At 63.8% G+C, this 20,417-nt stretch carries 20 protein-coding genes and 1 tRNA gene; 11 read left to right on the top strand and 10 right to left on the bottom strand.

The genetic code is table 11. The annotated features are described in order from the left end of the window. Positions 1-31 precede the first annotated feature (31 nt). Together SynRS9907_RS01140 and SynRS9907_RS01135 are read left to right on the top strand one after the other, a co-directional pair. Entirely contained in the window at positions 32-1,231 is a 1,200-nt protein-coding gene (locus SynRS9907_RS01140; RefSeq protein WP_188021559.1) for a 4-hydroxy-3-methylbut-2-enyl diphosphate reductase, read from the top strand. A 60-nt stretch (positions 1,232-1,291) separates the two neighbouring features. After that, positions 1,292-1,900: a DUF1997 domain-containing protein gene (locus SynRS9907_RS01135; RefSeq protein WP_115009566.1), complete on the top strand. Its 609-nt coding sequence runs from the start codon at positions 1,292-1,294 to the stop codon at positions 1,898-1,900. Between the two features lie 7 nt (positions 1,901-1,907). Here SynRS9907_RS01135 and SynRS9907_RS01130 read toward each other — a convergent pair whose 3' ends face one another. Next, entirely contained in the window at positions 1,908-2,366 is a 459-nt protein-coding gene (locus SynRS9907_RS01130; RefSeq protein ID WP_114988117.1) for a DUF4079 domain-containing protein, read from the bottom strand. Positions 2,367-2,420: 54 nt separating this feature from the next. Further along, on the bottom strand, positions 2,421-3,983 hold the full coding sequence (purH, locus tag SynRS9907_RS01125) for a bifunctional phosphoribosylaminoimidazolecarboxamide formyltransferase/IMP cyclohydrolase (RefSeq protein ID WP_188021558.1): 1,563 nt from the start codon (positions 3,981-3,983) through the stop codon (positions 2,421-2,423). Between the two features lie 56 nt (positions 3,984-4,039). On the opposite strand from purH, the gene SynRS9907_RS01120 reads away from it, so the two are divergent. Continuing rightward, positions 4,040-4,612 (top strand): alpha/beta hydrolase, encoded by a 573-nt coding sequence (locus tag SynRS9907_RS01120; protein ID WP_188021557.1) that lies wholly within the window; start codon positions 4,040-4,042, stop codon positions 4,610-4,612. On the opposite strand, the gene SynRS9907_RS01115 is transcribed toward SynRS9907_RS01120, so the two are convergent. Then, the gene (locus SynRS9907_RS01115; RefSeq protein ID WP_011363271.1) at positions 4,613-4,981 is read right to left on the bottom strand and encodes a DUF3155 domain-containing protein; all 369 of its coding nucleotides are present in this window, start codon (positions 4,979-4,981) and stop codon (positions 4,613-4,615) included. It abuts the gene before it with no gap. A 340-nt stretch (positions 4,982-5,321) separates the two neighbouring features. On the opposite strand from SynRS9907_RS01115, the gene SynRS9907_RS01110 reads away from it, so the two are divergent. Then, a complete protein-coding gene (locus tag SynRS9907_RS01110) occupies positions 5,322-6,443 on the top strand; it encodes a sensor histidine kinase KdpD (RefSeq protein ID WP_188021556.1) in 1,122 nt (373 codons plus the stop codon). Here SynRS9907_RS01110 and cobS read toward each other — a convergent pair. After that, the gene (gene cobS, locus SynRS9907_RS01105; RefSeq protein ID WP_188021555.1) at positions 6,403-7,173 is read right to left on the bottom strand and encodes an adenosylcobinamide-GDP ribazoletransferase; all 771 of its coding nucleotides are present in this window, start codon (positions 7,171-7,173) and stop codon (positions 6,403-6,405) included. The genes SynRS9907_RS01110 and cobS overlap by 41 nt on opposite strands. A 29-nt stretch (positions 7,174-7,202) precedes the next feature. Here cobS and tgt point away from each other — a divergent pair, with 29 nt between their 5' ends. After that, a complete protein-coding gene (gene tgt / locus SynRS9907_RS01100) occupies positions 7,203-8,321 on the top strand; it encodes a tRNA guanosine(34) transglycosylase Tgt (protein ID WP_115081545.1) in 1,119 nt (372 codons plus the stop codon). A gap of 31 nt (positions 8,322-8,352) precedes the next feature. Continuing rightward, on the top strand, positions 8,353-8,496 hold the full coding sequence (locus SynRS9907_RS01095; protein WP_025362038.1) for a photosystem II reaction center protein K: 144 nt from the start codon (positions 8,353-8,355) through the stop codon (positions 8,494-8,496). A gap of 4 nt (positions 8,497-8,500) precedes the next feature. Here SynRS9907_RS01095 and SynRS9907_RS01090 read toward each other — a convergent pair whose 3' ends face one another. Next, positions 8,501-9,235, bottom strand: a complete 735-nt coding sequence (locus SynRS9907_RS01090; RefSeq protein WP_188021554.1) for a WecB/TagA/CpsF family glycosyltransferase — start codon at positions 9,233-9,235, stop codon at positions 8,501-8,503. A gap of 48 nt (positions 9,236-9,283) precedes the next feature. Here SynRS9907_RS01090 and SynRS9907_RS01085 point away from each other — a divergent pair, with 48 nt between their 5' ends. Next, on the top strand, positions 9,284-12,460 hold the full coding sequence (locus SynRS9907_RS01085; RefSeq protein WP_188022303.1) for a glycoside hydrolase family 15 protein: 3,177 nt from the start codon (positions 9,284-9,286) through the stop codon (positions 12,458-12,460). Between the two features lie 15 nt (positions 12,461-12,475). Here the strand turns inward: SynRS9907_RS01085 and SynRS9907_RS01080 are convergent, their stop codons facing one another. From SynRS9907_RS01080 to SynRS9907_RS01065, 4 genes are all read right to left on the bottom strand, one after another. Then, positions 12,476-13,483: a Gfo/Idh/MocA family protein gene (locus SynRS9907_RS01080; protein ID WP_115081544.1), complete on the bottom strand. Its 1,008-nt coding sequence runs from the start codon at positions 13,481-13,483 to the stop codon at positions 12,476-12,478. Between the two features lie 37 nt (positions 13,484-13,520). Next, the gene (locus SynRS9907_RS01075; protein ID WP_188021553.1) at positions 13,521-14,804 is read right to left on the bottom strand and encodes a hemolysin family protein; all 1,284 of its coding nucleotides are present in this window, start codon (positions 14,802-14,804) and stop codon (positions 13,521-13,523) included. A 13-nt stretch (positions 14,805-14,817) separates the two neighbouring features. Continuing rightward, a tRNA-Ile gene (locus tag SynRS9907_RS01070) sits at positions 14,818-14,890 on the bottom strand. 12 nt (positions 14,891-14,902) lie between these two features. Continuing rightward, positions 14,903-15,403, bottom strand: a complete 501-nt coding sequence (locus tag SynRS9907_RS01065; RefSeq protein WP_255445945.1) for a hypothetical protein — start codon at positions 15,401-15,403, stop codon at positions 14,903-14,905. Positions 15,404-15,459: 56 nt separating this feature from the next. On the opposite strand from SynRS9907_RS01065, the gene pyrE reads away from it, so the two are divergent. Together pyrE and SynRS9907_RS01055 are read left to right on the top strand one after the other, a co-directional pair. Next, entirely contained in the window at positions 15,460-16,032 is a 573-nt protein-coding gene (gene pyrE, locus SynRS9907_RS01060; RefSeq protein WP_115081541.1) for an orotate phosphoribosyltransferase, read from the top strand. Further along, positions 16,029-16,823 carry a glycine cleavage T-protein gene (locus SynRS9907_RS01055; protein WP_188021551.1) on the top strand — a complete coding sequence of 265 codons (795 nt, stop codon included), beginning with the start codon at positions 16,029-16,031 and terminating at the stop codon, positions 16,821-16,823. The genes pyrE and SynRS9907_RS01055 overlap by 4 nt, the downstream gene beginning before the upstream one ends. On the opposite strand, the gene SynRS9907_RS01050 is transcribed toward SynRS9907_RS01055, so the two are convergent. Continuing rightward, entirely contained in the window at positions 16,805-18,280 is a 1,476-nt protein-coding gene (locus tag SynRS9907_RS01050) for a TM0106 family RecB-like putative nuclease (RefSeq protein WP_188021550.1), read from the bottom strand. The genes SynRS9907_RS01055 and SynRS9907_RS01050 overlap by 19 nt on opposite strands. 53 nt (positions 18,281-18,333) lie before the next feature. Between SynRS9907_RS01050 and SynRS9907_RS01045 the strand changes: the two genes are divergently transcribed. Together SynRS9907_RS01045 and rdgB are read left to right on the top strand one after the other, a co-directional pair. Continuing rightward, positions 18,334-19,797 (top strand): phosphoglucomutase/phosphomannomutase family protein, encoded by a 1,464-nt coding sequence (locus SynRS9907_RS01045; RefSeq protein ID WP_188021549.1) that lies wholly within the window; start codon positions 18,334-18,336, stop codon positions 19,795-19,797. Beyond that, the gene (gene rdgB / locus SynRS9907_RS01040; RefSeq protein ID WP_188021548.1) at positions 19,794-20,375 is read left to right on the top strand and encodes an RdgB/HAM1 family non-canonical purine NTP pyrophosphatase; all 582 of its coding nucleotides are present in this window, start codon (positions 19,794-19,796) and stop codon (positions 20,373-20,375) included. Before SynRS9907_RS01045 ends, rdgB begins: the two co-directional genes overlap by 4 nt. Positions 20,376-20,417 lie beyond the last annotated feature (42 nt).

Here is a 20,417-nt window from a genome sequence, read left to right as displayed (position 1 = left end):
CACATAGAGTTGCCCCACTCCAGCGCCCTCCATGGACACCCACGCCTTCAAGCGCTCCCTCCACCATTCCGAGCGTTACAACCGGCGAGGCTTCGGGCGCGCCGAGGAAGTGGCGGAGAGCCTTGAGCAGGCCTACCAAAGCGGCCTGATCGGCACGATCCGGGACAACGGCTACCGACTGGAACACGGCCGGCTCAACGTCCGGTTGGCGGAAGCCTTCGGCTTCTGCTGGGGTGTTGAACGGGCTGTGGCAATGGCCTACGAGACCCGCAAGCACTACCCCAGCGAGCGTCTCTGGATCACGAACGAGATCATTCACAACCCTTCCGTGAATGATCACCTCAGGGAAATGGATGTGCAGTTCATCCCTGTCGAACAGGGAGTGAAGGACTTCTCAGGCGTCACCTCCGGTGATGTTGTGATCCTGCCGGCCTTTGGTGCCACCGTTCAGGAAATGCAGCTACTGAATGAACGGGGCTGCCACATCGTTGACACGACCTGTCCCTGGGTGTCCAAGGTTTGGAACACCGTGGAGAAACACAAGAAGCACACCTTCACCTCGATCATTCACGGCAAGGTGAAGCACGAGGAGACACTGGCCACCAGCTCATTTGCCGGCACCTATCTGGTGGTGCTCGATCTGGAGGAAGCCCAGTACGTCGCGGATTACATCCTCGGCAACGGGGACCGAGATGACTTCATTCAACGGTTTGCCAAAGCCTGCTCTCCAGGGTTCGATCCCGATAGGGATCTCGAACGTCTGGGCGTGGCCAACCAGACCACGATGCTGAAGAGCGAAACGGAAGAGATCGGCCGCCTATTCGAACGCACGATGTTGAGCAAATATGGTCCAACTCAACTCAACGACCACTTCCTAGCCTTCAACACCATCTGCGATGCCACCCAGGAGCGTCAGGACGCCATGTTCTCCCTGGTGGATGAACCTCTGGACCTGATGGTGGTGATCGGTGGTTTCAACTCCTCCAACACCACCCACCTGCAGGAGATTGCCGTCAGCCGTGGGATTCGCTCGTTCCACATCGACACGCCCGAGCGCATCGATGTCGGCACCAATTCGATCGAGCACAAACCGTTGGCAGCAGAACTCTGTCGTGAGGGCGATTTCCTTCCTAGTGGCCCTGTGCGGGTGGGAATCACCTCCGGTGCCTCAACCCCGGATCGGGCGGTGGAAGAGGTGATCGAAAAACTGATGCGATTGAGCGAATACTGAAGCGCAGAGAGCTTTACATTGGTTCATCTTTAATCGCCCTCCGCCGGCAGCTCCCCATCCGTGACGGTCTTGTCGCCCACTGAAACCGACAATCAGCTGCACGGTGCCGACCCGCAAGTGCGCTGCTACAGCAGCCACTTCGAGGATTCGATGCAGATGCTGGCGCCTCAAGCGGTGGTGGCTCGCTACCTGGATGACCATCAGAGCTGGTTTGAACGTTGTGCCAGCCCGATGCAGGTTGAGGCGATCGATCGGCAGTCCTACAGCCTGACCCTGGGGCGGTTCGGCAACTTCGGCTTCGAGGTGGAACCCACGATCGCTCTGCGACTGCTGCCACAGCAGGAAGGGATCTACCGGATCGAAACTGTTCGAACCGTGCCGCAGTCGCTCGCCTTGCGCCATCACTACGACGTCGACTTCCGCGCGGGGATGCGCCTGATCCCCGAACAGGAGCACACCTCCGTCCAATGGGACCTGGATCTCAAGGTCTGGATCCGTCTACCCAAGGTGATCACCATGCTCCCGGATCAGTTGGTCCAGAGCAGTGGTGATCATCTGCTCAAGCAGATTGTCCGTCAGATTTCACGACGGCTCACCTGGAAGGTCCAGGAAGATTTCCACGCCGCCCATGGCCTGAGCTGCCCGCCCCGTCAGCGGGCAGCCTTCTGAACGATCTTCAGCGGTTGGTCCAGATCTTGTTGACGATCTCCATGCCGCTGACGGCCTGCCAGAGGAACAGCGTGAGCATGCCCATGTTCAGGCCCACATGAGCCTTGCGAGCAATCACATTGCCACGCTGCATCAGGGGTGAGAGCGAGGCGGCAACGGCGATCATCCCGGTCATGGCCAGACCCACCAGCAGGTGCGGACCAACAAACAACTTGCCGTTGTTCAGATAGGTAACCGCCATGCCGCCCAGGGTCCCGAGGGTCATCACGGCCAGCAGGATGCTGCCCCAGAGGTAATGGCGCTGGGCGAACTTTTTCGGCACCAGTTCTTTGCGCTGTTCTGGGGTACCGGTGCGCGTTTTCTTGGCCTTGATTCCCAGGTAAAGCGCCCAACCACCAACGGCGAGCAGGCCCCACTCCGCTAGGGGGTGAGCGAAATTGAGGCTGAAGGGGAGTGTGGCGAGCATTGAAGGGGACTCTTCAGTGCCGCGAGGCTAGGGGGCCGGCGGCCCCCACCAGCGTCAGTGCAGGAAATGGCGGCGCCCCGTGAGCTGCATCGCCAGGCCGAGCTCATCGCAGGCTTTGATCGAATCGGCATCGCGCATGCTTCCGCCGGGATGGATCACGGCGGTGATGCCGTGGCTGGCAGCCAGACGCACCGTGTCGTCAAACGGGAAGAAACCATCACTGGCCAGAACAGCCCCCTGGGCTTTCTCACCCGCAGCCTCCAGGGCAATCCGCGCTGAGCCCACGCGATTCATCTGACCAGCACCCACGCCGAGGCTCTGCCCATCCTTGGCCACAACGATGGCGTTGGAGCGAACATGACGCACCAAGCGCCAGGCAAATTCCAGGTCCTGCTTTTCCTGCGGTGTGGGCGGCCGCTGGCTGGCCACGGTCCAGTCGGCCGGCGTGATCGCCTGGTCATCGAGGTCCTGAACCAGGAGACCACCCAGGATGCTGCGCACGTGATCGGGGCCGGCGAGGTCAATGGCCTGCGGAGCCAGTTCCAACAGGCGCAGATTGGCTTTGGCCGCCAGCACCTCCCGTGCCTCGGGCGTGAAGCCCGGTGCCACGACGCATTCCAGAAACAGGCTGGTGAGCTCACGGGCCGCCGTGGCTTCCACCACACCATTGATGGCGATGATGCCGCCGAAGGCACTCACCCGATCGGCATCCAGGGCACGCGTCAGTGCAGCAGGAATGGAAGTTCCGATCGCCACACCGCAGGGGTTGGTGTGCTTGACGACCACGGCGGCAGGCTGCAAGGCCGGTGCGGAACCATCGGCTCCGTAGCCGAACTCCCGCACCGTGGCGAGGGCCGCCTCGAGATCTAACAGGTTGTTGGTGCTCAGCTCCTTGCCCTGCAGCTGAATGGCCCCACCCCAACCCTGTTTGGGATGGCTGAACCAACGCGCTTTCTGGTGGGGATTTTCGCCGTACCGAAGGGTCTGCCGCAGCGGCACCGCCTCCAGCCAGGGGCTGTCTTCTGCGGCGGTTTGCTCGGCCATCCAGCGGCTGATCGCCGTGTCGTACGACGCCGTGTGCTGAAACGCTTCCAGGGCCAGTTGGCGCCGCAGCTCCGAAGGCACGCTCCCGCCCGACTCCGCCATGGCGGTCAACAGACGGTCGTATTGGTCAGGACTGGTGAGAACAGCCACATCAGCATGGTTTTTGGCGGCCGCCCGAACCATGGCGGGGCCACCGATGTCGATGTTCTCGATCGCCTGATCCCAAGTGACGTCAGGTCGAGCAATCGTTTCGCGGAAGGGATAGAGGTTGACCACCACCACATCGATGGGGGCGATGTTCTGCTGCTCAAGATCAGCCTGGTGGGAGGCGTCACCCCGCTTGGCCAGAATCCCGCCATGCACCCTTGGATGGAGCGTTTTCACACGACCGCCAAGAATTTCTGGAGCCCCGGTGTGCTCCGACACACGGGTCACCGGAAGGCCGGCCTGCTCGAGCACCTTGGCCGTGCCCCCACTGGAGAGCAGCTGATAGCCATGGGTCCGATGCAGGGCCTCCGCCAGGGGCACCAGCCCGGACTTATCGGAAACACTCAGCAGAGCGACAGGAGCCATCGAAGGGTCGTGACTGGGTCGTGAGCCAACCTACGCAGCAGTGATGCTCATGCCCCATGGATGGCCGGCTGGTGCTGCTCCACGGCTGGGGAGCCAACGGAGAGGATCTCAAACCCCTGGGCGATCGCCTGGCGCGAGAGTGTTCCAAGACCCTTGATGTGGTGTGCCTGGAGGCTCCTGAGCTCCATCCCGACCAACCGGGAGGGCGTCAGTGGTACGGCCTGTTCCCAGCCCAGTGGGATGCCGTGCCCGCGGCCGTTGAGCGCCTCAAGACTCAACTTCAGAGCCTGAGCAGCTCAGGCCTTGGACTCGAACGAACGGTGGTGTTCGGCTTTTCCCAGGGGGGAGCCATGGCCCTGGAAGGCGGCTGCGCCCTGCCGATCGCAGGGCTGATCAGCTGCAGCGGCTATCCACACCCCAATTGGGCTCCGCCCCAGCAACATCCCCCCGTATTGCTGATGCATGGTTCAGACGATCCCGTGGTGCCGTTCCAGGCCATGCAGTCGATCGCTGCACAGTTGCAGCCCGATCAATGTCAGACAGTTCCATTCAAAAACGGCCACACCATCCCGGATGAGACGGTGCAGCCGATCCTGATGTTTATCGAGCGTGTTCTGGAGAACGCCTGATCAAACGAAGGCGTATTCGTACTCCTCCATTTCCTCCCAATCATCAGCGCCAAGCTCGAGCCCCTCGAAGAGCTTGTCTTCACCGATGGAATCAACAATCGTGCGCAATGAGGGGAAGAGGAAATGGTTCTCTTCGGCGTATTGAGCGCTGAACAGACCTTTCTCACCCCAGAAGAAGCGGTCGGTGGTGTGCTCATTGCGGCGCACATTCAGCAACGCCGGAGGCACCAGTCCGCCCTCAGCGATGTAACGACGAGCAGCGGTCACGGGCTTGTACTCACCGGTTTCGAGGTGATGGGTTGGCACATGGGCCAGGACCCGCTGACCTGCCAGGCGACGACGGCTAATGCGCTTGCGCTTCTTGGACATGGGAGGGCTCCGGTACGAAAGGAAGGACGGGGTGGATCGTCAGAACAAACAGGTGCCGTCGGCGCGAAAACGCCAGACGCAAGGGAAGCGTCGGGGCAATTGCAGACACACCACAATCACCGGCAGGACACCAACACCCAAGCGGGAACCAGCGGAGGACACTGCAACCTCTACTGTAGCTTTGGTTGCGAAGCAATTGCAACCGTTGCGAGAGCTGGCGGGCGTCTGTTCATGGTGAACAGCGCCTCGGTCGATAAGAGGATCTTAAGACTTTTCCCAGATTTTTCAAGTCCCCCTGGCGCAGGCTTGACCAAGCGCCTGAATTGATCGTCCCGAACTGATGCAGCTCACCGATCGATTCTTCGATTTCACCGATCAACAGCTGGCTGATCTAACCGCCAAAGAAGGCATCCAGCATCTGGGGCTGTACGTCAGTGCGCCACCCAATCAGCAAGGCCCGCCACTGCTGCTGATCCGGCAATGGTCGGCCAATGAACGATCGCTTCCCCCTGCTGACGCAGACCCGAACCTGCGCCTGCCGCATGAGAGTCGGCGCTGGTACCCCCTCCAGGATGCCGGTCTGATTCTGGGAGCCCTGCGCGCGGACCTGGATCCGCAACGGAGCTGGACGCTGACCCTGGACCAACGGATGCGGCGCAGTGCCGCCGCCATCAGCCACGCCCTGGGGCGTGACCTGGAATGCCTGCAACTTCGCCAGGAACTCAGCCAACAAAACGAGCAGCTGCGCACCCTCGTGCATCAGCTGCGAAATCCACTCGCTGCCCTGCGCACCTACGCCCAACTGCTGCTGCGGCGGCTCGAAGCCGACAGCTCCCACCGTCCACTCGTGGAGGGAATGCTCTCGGAACAACGCCAACTCGGCCAATACATCGACGTGCTCGATGGCCTCGGGCAACAACGTCTCCCCGAACAGGACCCCCTTGGTCCCACCCTGTTGCCCCCCGGGCCTGCCGAAGGTGAGGCCACCATGCAAACCCTGCTGATGCCTCTGCTGGAGCGGGCGGAAGCGACGGCAAGCCTGCAGGGCCGCCCCTGGCGGGGACCAGACCTGTGGCCCCAGTGGATTGATCAACCGTCCCAGGACGGAACGATCGCGGAGATCGTCGCCAACCTTCTTGAGAATGCCTTCCGTTACAGCCCAGCGGGCTGCAGCGTGGGGCTGTGCCTGTTGCCCGATGGGCTCTGCGTCTGGGACAACGGGCGGCCGATCCCCCTGGAGGAGCGCGACCTGATTTTCGAGCGGGGAGCACGGGGGTCCACCGGACAGGACCGGGCGGGCACCGGCCTTGGGCTCGCCCTTGCACGCTCCCTGGCGGAGCAGCAGGGCCGCAAGCTCACGCTCTGCGTGGAGCCTTCCACAATCGCTCCGGATCTGCCCACTCAGGGCAATGCATTCGTCCTCAGCTGGCCGGCAGGAGCAAGGCCAGACCCAACAACGTGATCATCTCGGTGAGCACAAGAGCTGCTCCATAGCTGTCACCGGTGTGCCCCCCCAGGCGTCGCCCAAGGCTCTGGGCGACAAGGATCGCCACCACGCCCCCCAGGAGAAGGGGCATGGCCCCCACCCAACCGGCCAAGAGAACCACCACCAGAAGTGAGGGCAGGGCATCCCAGAGCGGCCTGCTGTGCTCGCGGTGAAACGCTGCGGTTCCATCAGCGCGGAGGTAGTCGAAACGTGCCATGGCCCAGAGCGGTGCCACCCGGGCCCAGAACGCAGCCAGGCAGAGCCCGAGCGGGGCATGCCCCCCCAGCTGGATCAATGCCGCAACCTGTAGTAGCAGCACCATCACGAGAGCCAGCACACCACTGGCGCCCACCCGGCTGTCCTCCATCGCCTCGAGCCGCCGCTCCGCTGGCGCCCCGAGGCCATCCGCCGTGTCGATCAGGCCGTCGTGGTGCAAGCCACCACTAAGCTGGATGCCGAGAGCCACCACGCAAAAGGAACAGGCCGTCGGAGGCCAGGAGAGCCTGGACAGACCGATCCAGAGCAGCCCCTGCAACGCACCGATCAGCAGCCCCATCCAGGGGGCGAAGCGGGCAATGCGCTGAAACGAGGGCTGCGGCCAGGGCCATGCTGGCAGCACTGTGTAAAAGATCCAGGCTCCCGCCAGATCGGAAAGCCAGGGCGGAATGATCCTGGGAATGGCGCGAGGGATGGAATCGGCCCTCACCGTAGGGTCAATGCAGGGGCGGTTCAGTCGTGTTCGGCTTCGAGATCAACGCGCATTGCGCCAACACATCAGCACGGTGCGGCACCTTTGAGACCCCGCATGGGCCGGTGCACACACCACGCTTCATGCCGGTGGGAACCCTGGCCACCGTCAAGGGCATCAGCACGGAGCAGCTGGGGCGCACGGGAGCCCAGATGGTGCTCTCGAACACATACCACCTGCACTTGCAACCGGGTGAGGAGATCGTGGCGGCGGCCGGTGGCCTGCACCGGTTCATGGGCTGGAACGGCCCGATGCTCACCGACTCCGGCGGCTTTCAGGTGTTCAGCCTGGGGGACCTGAACAAGATCGATGACCGTGGGGTGGTGTTCCGCAACCCCCGCGATGGACGCACCATCGACATGACCCCGGAACATGCCACCCAGATCCAGATGGCCCTCGGGGCGGATGTGGCCATGGCCTTCGACCAGTGCCCGCCCTATCCGGCGACGGAGAACGACGTCATCGATGCCTGTCGCCGCACCCATGCCTGGCTCGAGCGCTGCGTCACAGCCCACACCCGCGAGGATCAGGCGCTATTCGGCATCGTTCAGGGCGGCTGTTTCCCCCATCTGCGGCGGGAGAGTGCCATGGCCGTCGCCTCCTTTGATCTGCCGGGCATTGCCGTCGGTGGCGTCAGCGTTGGTGAGCCCGCTGAGGAGATGCATCGCATCGTGCGGGATGTCACGCCCCTGCTTCCTTCACACAAACCGCGCTACCTGATGGGCATCGGCACCCTGCGCGAGATGGCCATTGCCGTGGCCAACGGGATCGACCTGTTCGACTGCGTCTTGCCCACTCGACTCGGCCGTCATGGCACCGCCCTGGTGGGCGGTGAACGGTGGAACCTGCGCAATGCACGCTTCCGCCACGACCACACCCCCCTGGATCCGAGCTGCTCCTGCGTGGCCTGCACCGGGCACACCCGGGCCTACCTGCATCACCTGATTCGCAGCGAAGAGCTTCTGGGCCTCACCTTGTTGAGCATTCACAACATCACCCATCTGGTGCGTTTCACCTCGGCCATGGCACAAGCCATTCGCGACGGCTGTTTTTCAGAGGATTTCGCTCCCTGGGAGCCAGACTCGCCAGCCCATCACACGTGGTAGCGTCCAGCCCAACGCCTTTTTGATGCAAGGGATGGCCGCCTTCACCCTCGACCTGCTGGCACAGCTGCCCGAGGCCTATCAGGCCTTCTCTCCGCTGATCGACATCCTTCCGTTGATCCCGGTCTTCTTCCTGCTGCTGGCCTTCGTTTGGCAGGCCTCTGTGGGCTTCCGCTGAAGCCTCAGCCCATCCGCATCACCTTCAAAGCAAACGCTGGCAGCGAAAGCATGCGTCGCCAGCGTGAAGGCTCCTGGATGAGCCGATAAAGCCACTCAAGTTGCATCCGGCACATCCAGCCGGGGGCACGTTTTTTGATGCCGGCCCAGACGTCAAAACTGCCGCCGACACCCATCCATAACCCTGGCTGTCCGGCCGCCACGCGTTCCGCCCAGGTTTCCTGGCGCGGCACCCCCAGGGCCACCAGAACGAGATCAGGCTTCAACGCCTTGAGCTGAGCTTCAACGCCCGGCCAGGCCTCGGGAGCTTGATAACCGTCAACAGCGAGCGCCAGATTGAGGCCACGGATCCGTTGTGGCAACTCCGCACGCAGGGTTTCCATCACCTCAGGTGTCGCCCCCACCAGCGCCACGCGCCATCGATGGGCTGCGGCGTACTCCAGCAAGGTCCAGGCCAGTTCGATGCCCGCCGTTTTAACGACCCGGATCTGCTGACGGCCCAGGGCCCAGACCACTCCCGCCCCATCCGGGATCACCAGATCAGCCGTTCCAATCGCCTGACCCAAGGCTGCATCGGCCCGGGCTGCCATCGTCATCTCAGCGTTGAGGGTGACGATGCGTCCGCCGCCGCGGGCATGCAGACCGAGGGCTGCAGCACAGACATCACGGCAGGCATCCACCGGCACGCCGAGCACCTGGCAGCGGCGACGGTCATCGGGGGCGGTGCTGACAGAGTCCATGGCCGTGGGGCTGCGTTGGAGAATTTAGGGGTGGTGATGCATGAGGGCATGGTTGTGACGACGACGGAAACCCTTCCGCAGAACCACGCCACCACCCTTCAGCGCCTGGATCAATCCATCCAACGGGTGGTTCTCGATCGGCAGGACCCGATCAGCGGCCTGCTCCCTGCCAGCACCGCCCACACCATCCATGGCAACTACGGCGATGCCTGGGTGCGGGACTGCGTCTATTCGGTGCAGTGCGTTTGGGGACTGGCCCTGGCCCACCGCCGTCAGCAGGGGCAGAACAGCCGGCGCGCCTGGGAGCTGGAGCAGCGGGTGGTGGCCCTCATGCGCGGTCTGATGCGCTCGATGATGCGGCAGGCCCAGAAGGTGGAGCGCTTCAAGCAGAGCCTCAACCCCCTCGACGCCCTTCACGCCAAATACGACAGCTGCACCGGCGAGCCGGTGGTGGCCGACGACGCCTGGGGACATCTCCAACTCGATGCCACCTCCCTGTTTCTGCTGCAACTGGCGCAGTTGACCAAGGGCGGCTGCGCGGTGGTGCACAGCCGTGATGAGGTTGATTTCCTCCAGAACCTGGTGCACTACATCGCCCGGGCCTACCGCACCCCCGACTACGGAATCTGGGAACGGGGCGACAAAGGCAACCATGGTTTGCCGGAGCGCAATGCCAGCTCAATCGGCATGGCCAAAGCCGCCCTGGAGGCCCTGGATAGGCTTGACCTCTACGGCCCCCATGGCGACGGCAGCTGCATCCTGCTGATTCCCCAAGGGGCCATCGTGCGCCTCCGTCGCGCCCTGCAAGGGCTCCTGCCGCGGGAATCCGCCAGCAAGGAAGCCGACAGTGCCTGTCTCTCGGTGATTGGTTATCCCGCCTGGGCCGTGGAGGATGCCGCCCTGGTGGAGCGCACCGGCCGTCGAATTCGACGGGAACTCGGCGGAGCCTATGGCTACAAACGCTTCCTCCGGGATGGTCACCAGACGGCGGTGGAAGACGTCAACCGCCTGCACTACGAACCGGCGGAGCTCGCCGCCTTTGAAGGGATCGAGTCGGAGTGGCCGTTGTTTCTGGCCTTTGAACTGGTCACCGCCTGCTGCGAAAAACGCTGGGAGGAGGCCCAGCGCCTGCACAGCCAGCTCAAGACCCTGGCCGTTGAACAGGACGGCGAACGTCTCTACCCCGAGCTCTATCAGGTCCCGGCCAGTGCCGTCGATCAGGAACGGCTCAATCCAGGCAGCCAGGAGCGGGTGGCCAACACCAACCTGCCGCTGATCTGGACCCAGAGCCTGGTGTGGCTCGGGGAAATGCTGCTCGACGATCTGATCCGCCCGGAGGACATCGACCCCTGTGGCCGAAGGGAGCCGCAGCCGCTTGGCGCCGAGTCTGTTCTTGTGGCGATGGCTGCTGAGACGGATGGCGTGCGCCAGGCGCTGCTGGCTGCAGAGGTGCCGATCGATCCAACCTCCGTGATTTCGGTGCAGTCATCCGACGAGCTGAAGCAACGGTTGAAGGCCGCAGGCACCAACCCACGGCTTGAGCTCACCGGGCGCCCCGGGCACCGGGTGGAAACCGAAGACACGGCTCGGGTCTACCGCCAGGACGGCGCCATCAGTGTGTTCACCCCATCGGTGCTGGAAGACGTCAGCAGCTATCTGGCCGATGACCCGGAGGAGCTGGTGGAAACCGTTGTGGACGAGCTGCATCTGCTGCAACGGCACTGGCGCGGCATGGGACGTCCCCTTCTGGTGATCCCCATTCGCGACGCTGCCCTCCAGCAGCATCGCGACGTCATCCTCAAACTGGCGCGGCAACTCAGCAGCGGCGTCATTGAAAGCATCCCGGTGCGCTTGGGCTGCCTCAGTGAACTGGTGGATCAGGCGCAGGAAGTGCAGCTGCCGCCGCTCCAACAAAAACCGGTGCCTCGCTCCGAGCCAGCCCAGCCGCTTCTGCGCGATGCCACCGATCTACGGGATCTGACCGCCGCAGAGGAGCAAGAACTGGATGACACACCGATCGAACAATTGAGCCAGCGCCTCTGGAATAGTGCGCTGCTGCATGAACAGGCCGAAGTGCTCGAGTTGCTGCAACGGCGTCTTGGCCCCCAGGGGATTCAACGCAGCCCCGAGGGCCATCCGGTGGCCTTACGCACCCTGCTTGAGGAGGTCTATCAACGGGGCTTGCGTTGTGAAGACTGGAACGTGGTGCGGCGCTGCGCTGGCGCCATGGGGATGGTGCATCCCCAACTTGAAGATGCCCTCACCGATCTTCTCGTGCGCCAGAAACAGGTGGTGGTGGGGCGCAACTACACCGGCGACTCCCGACTTCGTCAACCGATGGACAGTGCCGCCATCGCCGAGCGGATTGAAACCACCAGCGGAATCGACGGCCGTGAGCGCATGCTCGAACAGGAACTCCTGCTCGCCCTCGACAGCGTGGCCCGGCGGGAGCCAGCGCTGCTGAAGGGGAGCCTCACCCTGCAGCTCGGGCAGCTGATGCTGCTGCTCACATCAGAGCTGGCCGTGGAGAAAATGCTCAGTCAGGACGAAGCCTTTGAAGCCCTCTGCAGCGAAGCACCCCACGCGATTCGCAGGCGCTTGCGCGCCGTGCTCGCCGATGTGGACCATGCCAGAGCAGCCCTGCAACGGGGCGAACAGCTGCACGTGAGCGGCCGGGTGCAGTGGTCAGTGCCTGACCCGTTGGAGGAAACACCGGGGGGCGGGGACTGGCTTCAACACCGCATCCGCCTGGGATCCTTCCAGAAAGTTCCCCGCGATTTCTATGCCGGGATCTGGTCGCTGCTGCAGCACTGCCGCGGCCTGGTGATTGGCGACAAGCTGGAGCGGCGCAATCGCCTCAACAGCAGCCTCATTCTCGAGAAAACACCAGGGGAGCGCAATTTCGCCGCCCAGGTTGACCATTTGCTCAGTCGGATCAAAGCGCCGGAATACCGCCAACTCTGCAGCGAATGCCTGCTTTCGCTGATGGCCTTCGTCGAAGCCAATCCAGAGGTGCGCTTCGAGGATGACCTGGCCCTCGACGTGGTGATCGGTCATGCCGTCAGGGTCGGCTGGCAGCAGAGCCATCCCTCTCTTCGTCCAGAGAACTACCCGCAATACAAGGCCCAGGCCTGGGGGCAGTTTTATCGGTCCTCACCCGGTGACTGCCGCCGCTGGCAGGTCACGGCGTTGCGGGAACTGGCCGAACAGCAGGGGCTGGTGTAATCCCTCTGAAAGCCCTCAGATCGGTGCGCACAGGGGCGCTCCCGTATCCGGGTGTTCAACGGCCTGCTCGATCAGGTCTGCCAATTTGAGAGCCCGCGAAGCCTGAAGACCATCCACCGCAGGGGTCTCCCGGCCGCGCACACACTGCAGAAAGTGCTCGAGCTCGGCGTAGAGCGGTTCGATCGAGGTGGTGCTCACCTCCTCGATGAAGCCGTCATTCCGATACAGCAGCTCGCCGTGATCAGCGGAGTACCACTCGTGAGCCCGGCGATGAATATGCAGGGTGTGGTTGAGGAAGTCCGTCTCCACCAGGCTCGAACGGCAATGGGCACTGAGGCTGCGGATTTTGCGGTGGCTCATCTTGCTCGCCGTCAGGCTGGCCACAACACCGTTCTCGAAACCCAACGTGGCGTTGACGTAATCGATCGGACCTTCGGCACTGCGACCACCGGCAGCGGCAAGCCGCACCACCGGTGCCTTCGCCAACTCCAGCACGAGGTCGATGTCATGAATCATCAGATCCAGCACCACAGAAACATCATTGGCCCGATCGGAGTGGGGACTGTGGCGACGCGCCTCAAGAACCACCACCTCCTCGTTGGCCACCACCTTGGTGAGCTCACGGAAGGCAGGATTGAACCGCTCGATGTGGCCCACCTGCAGCAGACACCCCGCCGCTGAAGCGGCCTCGATCAGTGCAGTGGCCTCGTCCTGACTGGCCGCAATTGGCTTTTCAATCAGAACGTGCACACCCGCACGCAGGCAGGCCAGACCGACGGGATGGTGCAGCAGCGTCGGAACCGCGATGCAGACGGCCTCCACCTCCGAGAGCATGGCGTTGTAGTCGGCGAACCAGCGGCAGCCGAATTGCTCAGTGGCGAGCTTGCCGCGCTCAGCATCCGGATCCGCGACGCCCACCAGATCAGCATCCCGCAGAAGGCTGAGCACCCGCGCGTGGTGCCAGCCCATGTTGCCGATGCCGATCACCCCGACCTTGACTGGGACCATGGGGTCGGGAGACATCAGCGCAGGCGGTCGATTGGGGGAAGACTATCGGCCTTCAGTCGGAATCTTCCTCTGAGCTGGGGAGAACAAGCCGGACCCGCTCGATCCGCGGCCCTGCCATGGCTGTGATCTCGAACTGCAGGCCGTTGAAATGAAGTCCTTCCCCCGCGGACGGAATGTGCTGGAGCCGCTCCAGCAGGAAGCCCGCCAGGGTGTGATGGTCGTCGGCCTCGGGCAGATCGAGATCGAGCTGTCGATTGAGCTCGAAAATCTCCAGGTCTCCGGCCACCAGCCAGGCACCGGGGCAGTCCTTCTCTTCGAGCAGATCCGGTTCATCGGTCTCGGCAGGATCCTCATCACCAACGATTTCTCCGGTGAGATCAGCTGCGGTCACCAGACCCTCGGTGCCGCCGTGCTCATCCACCACCAGCAGGAGCGGCTGACCGCTGCGGATCATCGGCAGCAGTTCCGCCAGCGTGCAGGTCTCCAGCACGGGCACCGCAGGCTGGAGATACGGCTCAAGCAACGAATCGGCCTGGAGCTCACCCCGTGCGATCGGTTCGGCCATCTGACGCAGATCCAGCACGCCACGCACGTCATCCAACGACTGGCCGATCACCGGAAAGCGGGCATGACGGGTGTGGTGCACGGCCTCCATCATTTCCGCAAAACGGACCGTGGCCGGCAGAGTGACCATCCCAGAGCGCGGCACCATCACCTCCCGCACCTGGGTGTCCCGCAGGGCGAAGACACCTTCAAGGATGTTCTTCTCATCCGGGAACAAGCCCGTGACCCGCCCAGACTCCACAAGGGTTTCCAGCTCACCAGCGGAAAGGGCTGGCACCAGCACATCCCATTGGGGAGCCAGGCCAAGCAGGCGCATCAACAGGCCCGCCAGCGCCTCAAGCAGATTGAGGAGTGGGGCCAGGCAGCGCATCACCACCTCCAGCAGCGGCACCAGGCGAAGAGCCGAGGATTCCGGACGGTTCAACACCCAGGCCTTGGGCAGCAAACCAGCCACCAACGTGGCCAGCAACACGATGCTGAGGAACAAGGCTGTGTCGCGCCAAGCGACACCCACAGACCCATCCGACCAGAGCCGCCCCCCCAGACCACGGCCAGCCCAGCCAAGGGCCACCAGAGCAAGGGTTGCACCCAGTTGAGACACCAGCAGAGCGCGCCGCAGGCGTCGCTGAAGACGCTGGATGGAACGGGCCCCGGCCTGCTCTTCCTCAACGAGCACTTCAACGCGACTGGGTCGTAGCCGCAACAGGGCCACCTCTGCAGCCGCGAAGAAGGCCGGCAGAACCAGCAGAACAGCTAGCAGAAGAAGCCGCATCAACAGGGGGGAATGGGGGTCGCGAGGATCGAACTCGCCTTAGGCGAATTATGAGTTCGCTGCATTCACCAGATTGCTAGACCCCCATGGGGAGATTGTTACCACAGGGGAGTCACGCCGGGGAAGTGATCGTCTGAGGGCACATCCGGCACGGCTTCGATGGTCTCGGTGGCCGCCAGGCTGCCGTTGAAACCGCTTGAGATATCCATGGTTCGCATCGGCAGCGACGGACTCTGCTCCTCCAGCAGAGCACCCGTCGTGTTCTGAAGTGCAGACCCATCCCAGATCAGCGTCTGGTCAGGGAAGCCGAATCCCATGACCTGATTCCCCTCGATGCCGCCAACTGCAATCCCCAGAAAATCGGTTAATTGATGCAGGGGGTCCACGCCCTGGGCCATAGGCGAGGTCCAGGTGTAAAAGCGACGGTTGACCAGCTCACTGGTGGACTCCGTGGGGTGGCACACCGTGACTTCGACGGGAGCACCACCACTGCCGGGCATAGGCGCCTCAACACTGGTGGTGCAGACCAACGGACCCGCCAACACCGATGGGCCGGCAAGCAGAAGCAGGCTCGAACCAAAGAACGACCGCAGCAGCACCGGACGAATCAGCTCTAAGCGCAAACTAAGGACATCTGCGAAGCGCGGCCAGCCCCATGTCTGAATCGTCGAGTGTCCCGACTGAGCGGGAGCAACTGCTGAACCGTCTGGCCACCCTGGCCTACCGACGCGGAGACTTCACCCTGGCTTCAGGCCGCAAGAGCGAGCACTACGTGAACTGCAAACCCGTGAGCCTGAGCGGTTCCGGTCTGGCGCTGATCAGCAGGGCGATGCTCACCCACGTGGAGGCCGATGCGCTGGCCGTGGCTGGTCTCACCCTCGGAGCAGACCCACTGGTGAGCGGTGTTGCCATGGCCGCCGCCGATCGAGGTCGGGAGCTTGATGCGCTGATCGTGCGCAAGGAAGCCAAAGGCCACGGCACCGGTGCCTGGCTGGAGGGTCCGCTCCCTGCCCCCGGGGCACGCATCACCGTGCTGGAAGACGTTGTCACCACAGGAGGCTCATCCCTCAAGGCGGTTCGGCAGCTGCGCGACGCCGGCTACAAGGTGGAGCGGGTCGTCACCATCGTCGACCGGGAAGAAGGGGGTGACGCTGCGATGACGGCTGAAAATCTTGAACTGATCAGCCTTTTCAAGCTGTCTGAAATCGCCGCCTTCACGCCGGCATGAGCAAGTTGTTTTGGGACGCCCAGGTTCCCTGGCTGCGCTTGAACGGCAGCGGAGCACGCCAGTTTCTTCAGGGGCAGACCAGTGCTGACCTCAACGCACTCCAATCCGGGGATCTGCTTCAGACCTGCTGGCTGACCGCAACGGGACGCTTGCGGGCCGTGCTGGAACTTCGTTTCGATGCAGAGGGGGCCGATGTGATCGTTCTGGCGGGAGAGGCCTCTGCCGTTCACGCTGGATTTGATCAGGTGATCTTTCCAGCCGATCGGGTTCGCCTCCAACCCCTGGGCCAGTTGCGCCGACTGCAGTGGCTCGAGCCCATGGCTGCAGCCGTGTGGTGCGATCCGGATGCGGCCCTGCCGGAGCCCTGGGCATCAGGGGAAGCAGCCACCGCCACGGCTCTGGAGCAATGGCGGCTTCAGAGCGGATTCCCCCCGGGCCCCGGTGAACTCAATGGCGAGACCAACCCCCTGGAGCTTGGGCTTGTCGCTCAGGTCAGCACAGAGAAAGGCTGCTACCTCGGCCAGGAGACCATGGCCAAACTCATCGGCCAGGCAGGGGTGAAGCAACAGCTGCGCTGTTGGAGCTGCCCCAGTCCGCTGGCGGCCACCGCCAAGCTCACGCTGGATGGCGAGCGAGCCGGGGTGATCACCAGTGCGCTCGAACGCGATGGCATTTGGCTTGGGCTGGCCCTGGTGCGCCGCCAGTGCCTGGCCAGTCCAACGCTGGAAGGTCCCAACGGAGAACAGCTCCAGATCCGTCAACCTGAGGCGTTTCAGGATCCAGACGCCTGATCCTGTTCAAGCAACCAGTCGGCTACGGCCCAGGTGGCCAGGCAGTCGTCGCGGTTGTAATCGAAGATCCAGCGGAGCCCGTGCCTAGTGCCGCGTCGGTCGGGCCCCTCTCCCTGCCACTGCCGCCACCAGAGCAGGGCTCTGGCCCCATCCACACCGGCCTGACTCCATTGGAACCCCTGCCAAACAGCCACGGCCTTGAGGCCATAACTGGCCAGGGGTAGGCGCCAGTGATGCCTGACCCGGGCATGCACATCCACCAACCGCTGACGAAGCTGCAGCACCTCGGTCTCGGCAGCACCCTGCCGCTCAGCCATACGCCTTAAGGCCAGGCTTTCTGTCTCCCCGTAGTGGAGGATCGGCCAACCCCGATAGCGATTCAGCAACCGTTGCAAACGGAGCCAGCAACGGGCTTCACCATGCTCCGCCAGGGCCAGGATCGGGTGATAGGCCACGGATGCCAGATCCCAGTTTCCGCTTTTGGTTCTGGGCAACACCAGAAAACCGTGAAGGAAGTCGTGACGGGCGTCGGGATCGGATTCGATGTCGTAGAGCAGCACACCAGGACAGTCCGGCAGTTCCGGCAGTGCCGCTGAGGCATCCAAACGCTCCACCCGTCCATCCCGCTGCGCCCGGGCCTGGGCCACCAGGGATGCGGCCACCTCACCATGCTGATCCCCAAAACGCTGCAGCTGCTCAGCGAGCTGCAACGGATCAGCCGCGGCGAGATCGGACAAGCCGCGAATCCCAAGCTCCAGCAACATCTCGCGCCGCTTGGCCCCGATGCCGCTGACCTCGCTCAGATGCCCTTCCTCCGCCGCAACGGCATTGCAGGCGACACGCCAGCTGCAAAGTGAGCACTTGCGCCGGTCAGCGGCCAGCGGGGGAGGAACCGGGCGCTCGAGGTCAGAGCGCAGTTTGCGGAGCCCCTCCGACAGCTGTCGGCGCAGACCACTGGAGAGATGCAGCCGCTCCTGTTCCAGGCGCCGGCCACCACCGCCAAGCACCAGCATCGAGGGAACGTCCCCCTGTTGTTCCTGCTCAAGCAACAGGGCCATCAGCGCCAGCGGCAGCTGATGTTCCCGGGTGGTGCGGCGGCCCTGACGGGCCAGCACCGGTTGATAGGCGAAGTCACCCCAGCGGCTCTGCCCCTTGACCCGCCGCAGCAGTGGAGGGTGTGCCTCCAACGGCTCACCGGATGGGCCAAGCCCCTTCAGGCGCAGACCCACCACGGCCTCGGCTCCGGCAGCACAGGCAGCGATGCCATGGCCAGGCTTACGGGGGAGCAAGGCCACAAAACAGCGCTGCTGGTCGTCCAGCAGGAGATTGCGATGGGCCGTCCAACGCCGCTCGGCAGGATTCCCGTGGCGATCGAGCCAGGCCTTGCGACGGCAACGCAGCCAACTGCGCAGCAACCGGTCGGTGAGAGCGTTGTCGGCAGCCGGGGTGTCACCCATCCGCCGACCCTACGGCTGCCAGCTGCTAGATCCACTGAAGTGCAGGCTGTGCCATGGCATCGGCTCCCCTCCCTCTGAGTCCAGCTCCGATCAAGTTCGGCACCGATGGCTGGCGCGGGATCACCGGCGTCGACATCACGGTTGAGCGGTTGTTGCCCGTTGCCGCTGCCGCAGCTCAGGAGCTCGCCCATCGCGCCCCCGAAGGTCTCAACAGCCGAACGGTGGTGATCGGTTACGACCGGCGCTTTCTGGCTCCAGAACTGGCGGAAGCCATCGCGGCCGCTGTGCGGGGTTGTGAACTGGAACCCCTGCTCACCGACACCGCTGTGCCCACGCCGGCCTGCAGCTGGGCCGTGGTGGAGCGCAAAGCCCTGGGAGCGTTGGTGATCACCGCCAGCCACAACCCACCGGAATGGCTGGGGCTGAAGATCAAAGGACCCTTTGGTGGATCGGTCGAGGGAGACTTCACGGCCGCAGTCGAACGACGTCTTGCGGCCGGCGGCATCACGGCACCGATCAAGGCGGAAGTCCCCCGGTTTGATGGGCGCGGCGAGCATCTCGAAGGGCTGCGCCGCAAGTTGGACCTCAGTGCCCTGGTTGATGGCCTCAAGGCCATCAACCTCAAGGTGATCGTCGATCCGATGCATGGATCAGCCGCCGGCTGTGTGACGGAGCTGCTCGGCCCTGAAGCTGCTGGCGTTGTGGACGAGATCCGCAGCGAACGTGATCCCTTGTTTGGTGGTCATCCACCGGAACCCCTGGCGCCCTACCTCGGGGCGTTGATCGCGGCCGTGAAAGCCTCAACGGCCGCCGGAACTCCTGCGGTGGGATTGGTGTTCGACGGCGATGGTGACCGCATCGCTGCCGTGGATGAAACCGGCCGGTTCTGCAGCACCCAGCTGCTGATGCCCCTGTTGATCGATCACCTGGCACGAGCCCGCCAGCTGCCGGGCGCCGTGGTCAAAACCGTGAGCGGCTCGGATCTGATGCGGCTGGTGGCGGAGGCCCAGGGACGCAAGGTTCTGGAGCTCGCGGTGGGCTTCAAGTACATCGCCGCAGAGATGCTGGCCGGGGATGTACTGATCGGCGGAGAGGAATCCGGTGGCGTGGGCTTCGGCATGCACCTGCCCGAGCGGGACGCCCTGTTCGCGGCGATGCTGGTGCTGGAAGCCCTGGTGGAAGGAAAGCAACCCCTGGGTGCGCGTCTGGATGCACTTCAGCAAGAGCATGGGGGAAGCAGTCACTACGACCGGCTCGACCTGCGCCTGGCCGACATGGAGGCACGCCGACGGCTCGAGACGCTGCTGGACCAGAGCACGCCCTCGAGCGTCGCCGGCGCAGACGTGCTGGAGGTGATCAGCACCGACGGGATCAAACTGAGGATGGGGCCGAACCACTGGCTGATGCTGCGCTTCTCCGGCACGGAACCGCTGCTGCGGCTCTACTGCGAAGGGCCGGATGCCGAGCGGGTGAACGAGGTGCTCGCCTGGGCCCGACAGTTTGCGGAGGCCGCATGAAGACCCTTGTGATCGCCAGCGGCAACGCCGGGAAGATTCGTGAATTCCAGGGTCTGCTGCAGGCCCTGCCCGTCAGCGTGCAACCCCAGCCAGAAGGCCTAGAGGTGGAGGAGACGGGCACCACCTTTGCCGCCAATGCCCGGCTCAAGGCTCAGGCGGTTGCCGCCGCCACAGGGGAATGGGCCCTGGCCGACGATTCAGGCCTCAGCGTTGATGCGCTTGATGGCGCTCCGGGGGTTCATTCCGCCCGCTACGCCCCCACCGACCCGGAACGCATTGCCCGGCTGCTGAAGGCCCTGAAGGGCTCAGACCAACGCCAGGCCTATTTCTGCGCCGCGCTCTGTGTCGCCGCCCCAGACGGCACGATCCTGCTGGAGGTGGAAGGCCGCTGCGACGGCTTGATCACGGCCGCACCCCGGGGAGATCAGGGTTTCGGCTACGACCCGATCTTCGAAGTTGCTGGAACCGGCCGCACCTTCGCGGAGATGCCGTTGGCGGAGAAAAAGCAGCACGGCCACCGCGGCAAGGCCTTCAGTCTCTTGGAACCCAAGTTGCGCCAGTTGCTCGAAGCAAGCTGAAGAAGAACCTGGGATACAAAGGCTCTCGGGGCATGGTCTGTA

Origin of the sequence: Synechococcus sp. RS9907, from assembly GCF_014279615.1 — a bacterium.
Classification (GTDB): Bacteria; Cyanobacteriota; Cyanobacteriia; order PCC-6307; family Cyanobiaceae; genus Parasynechococcus.
Note: the sequence above shows the minus strand (reverse complement) of the source record. Positions and strands in the feature narration are given on the sequence as shown.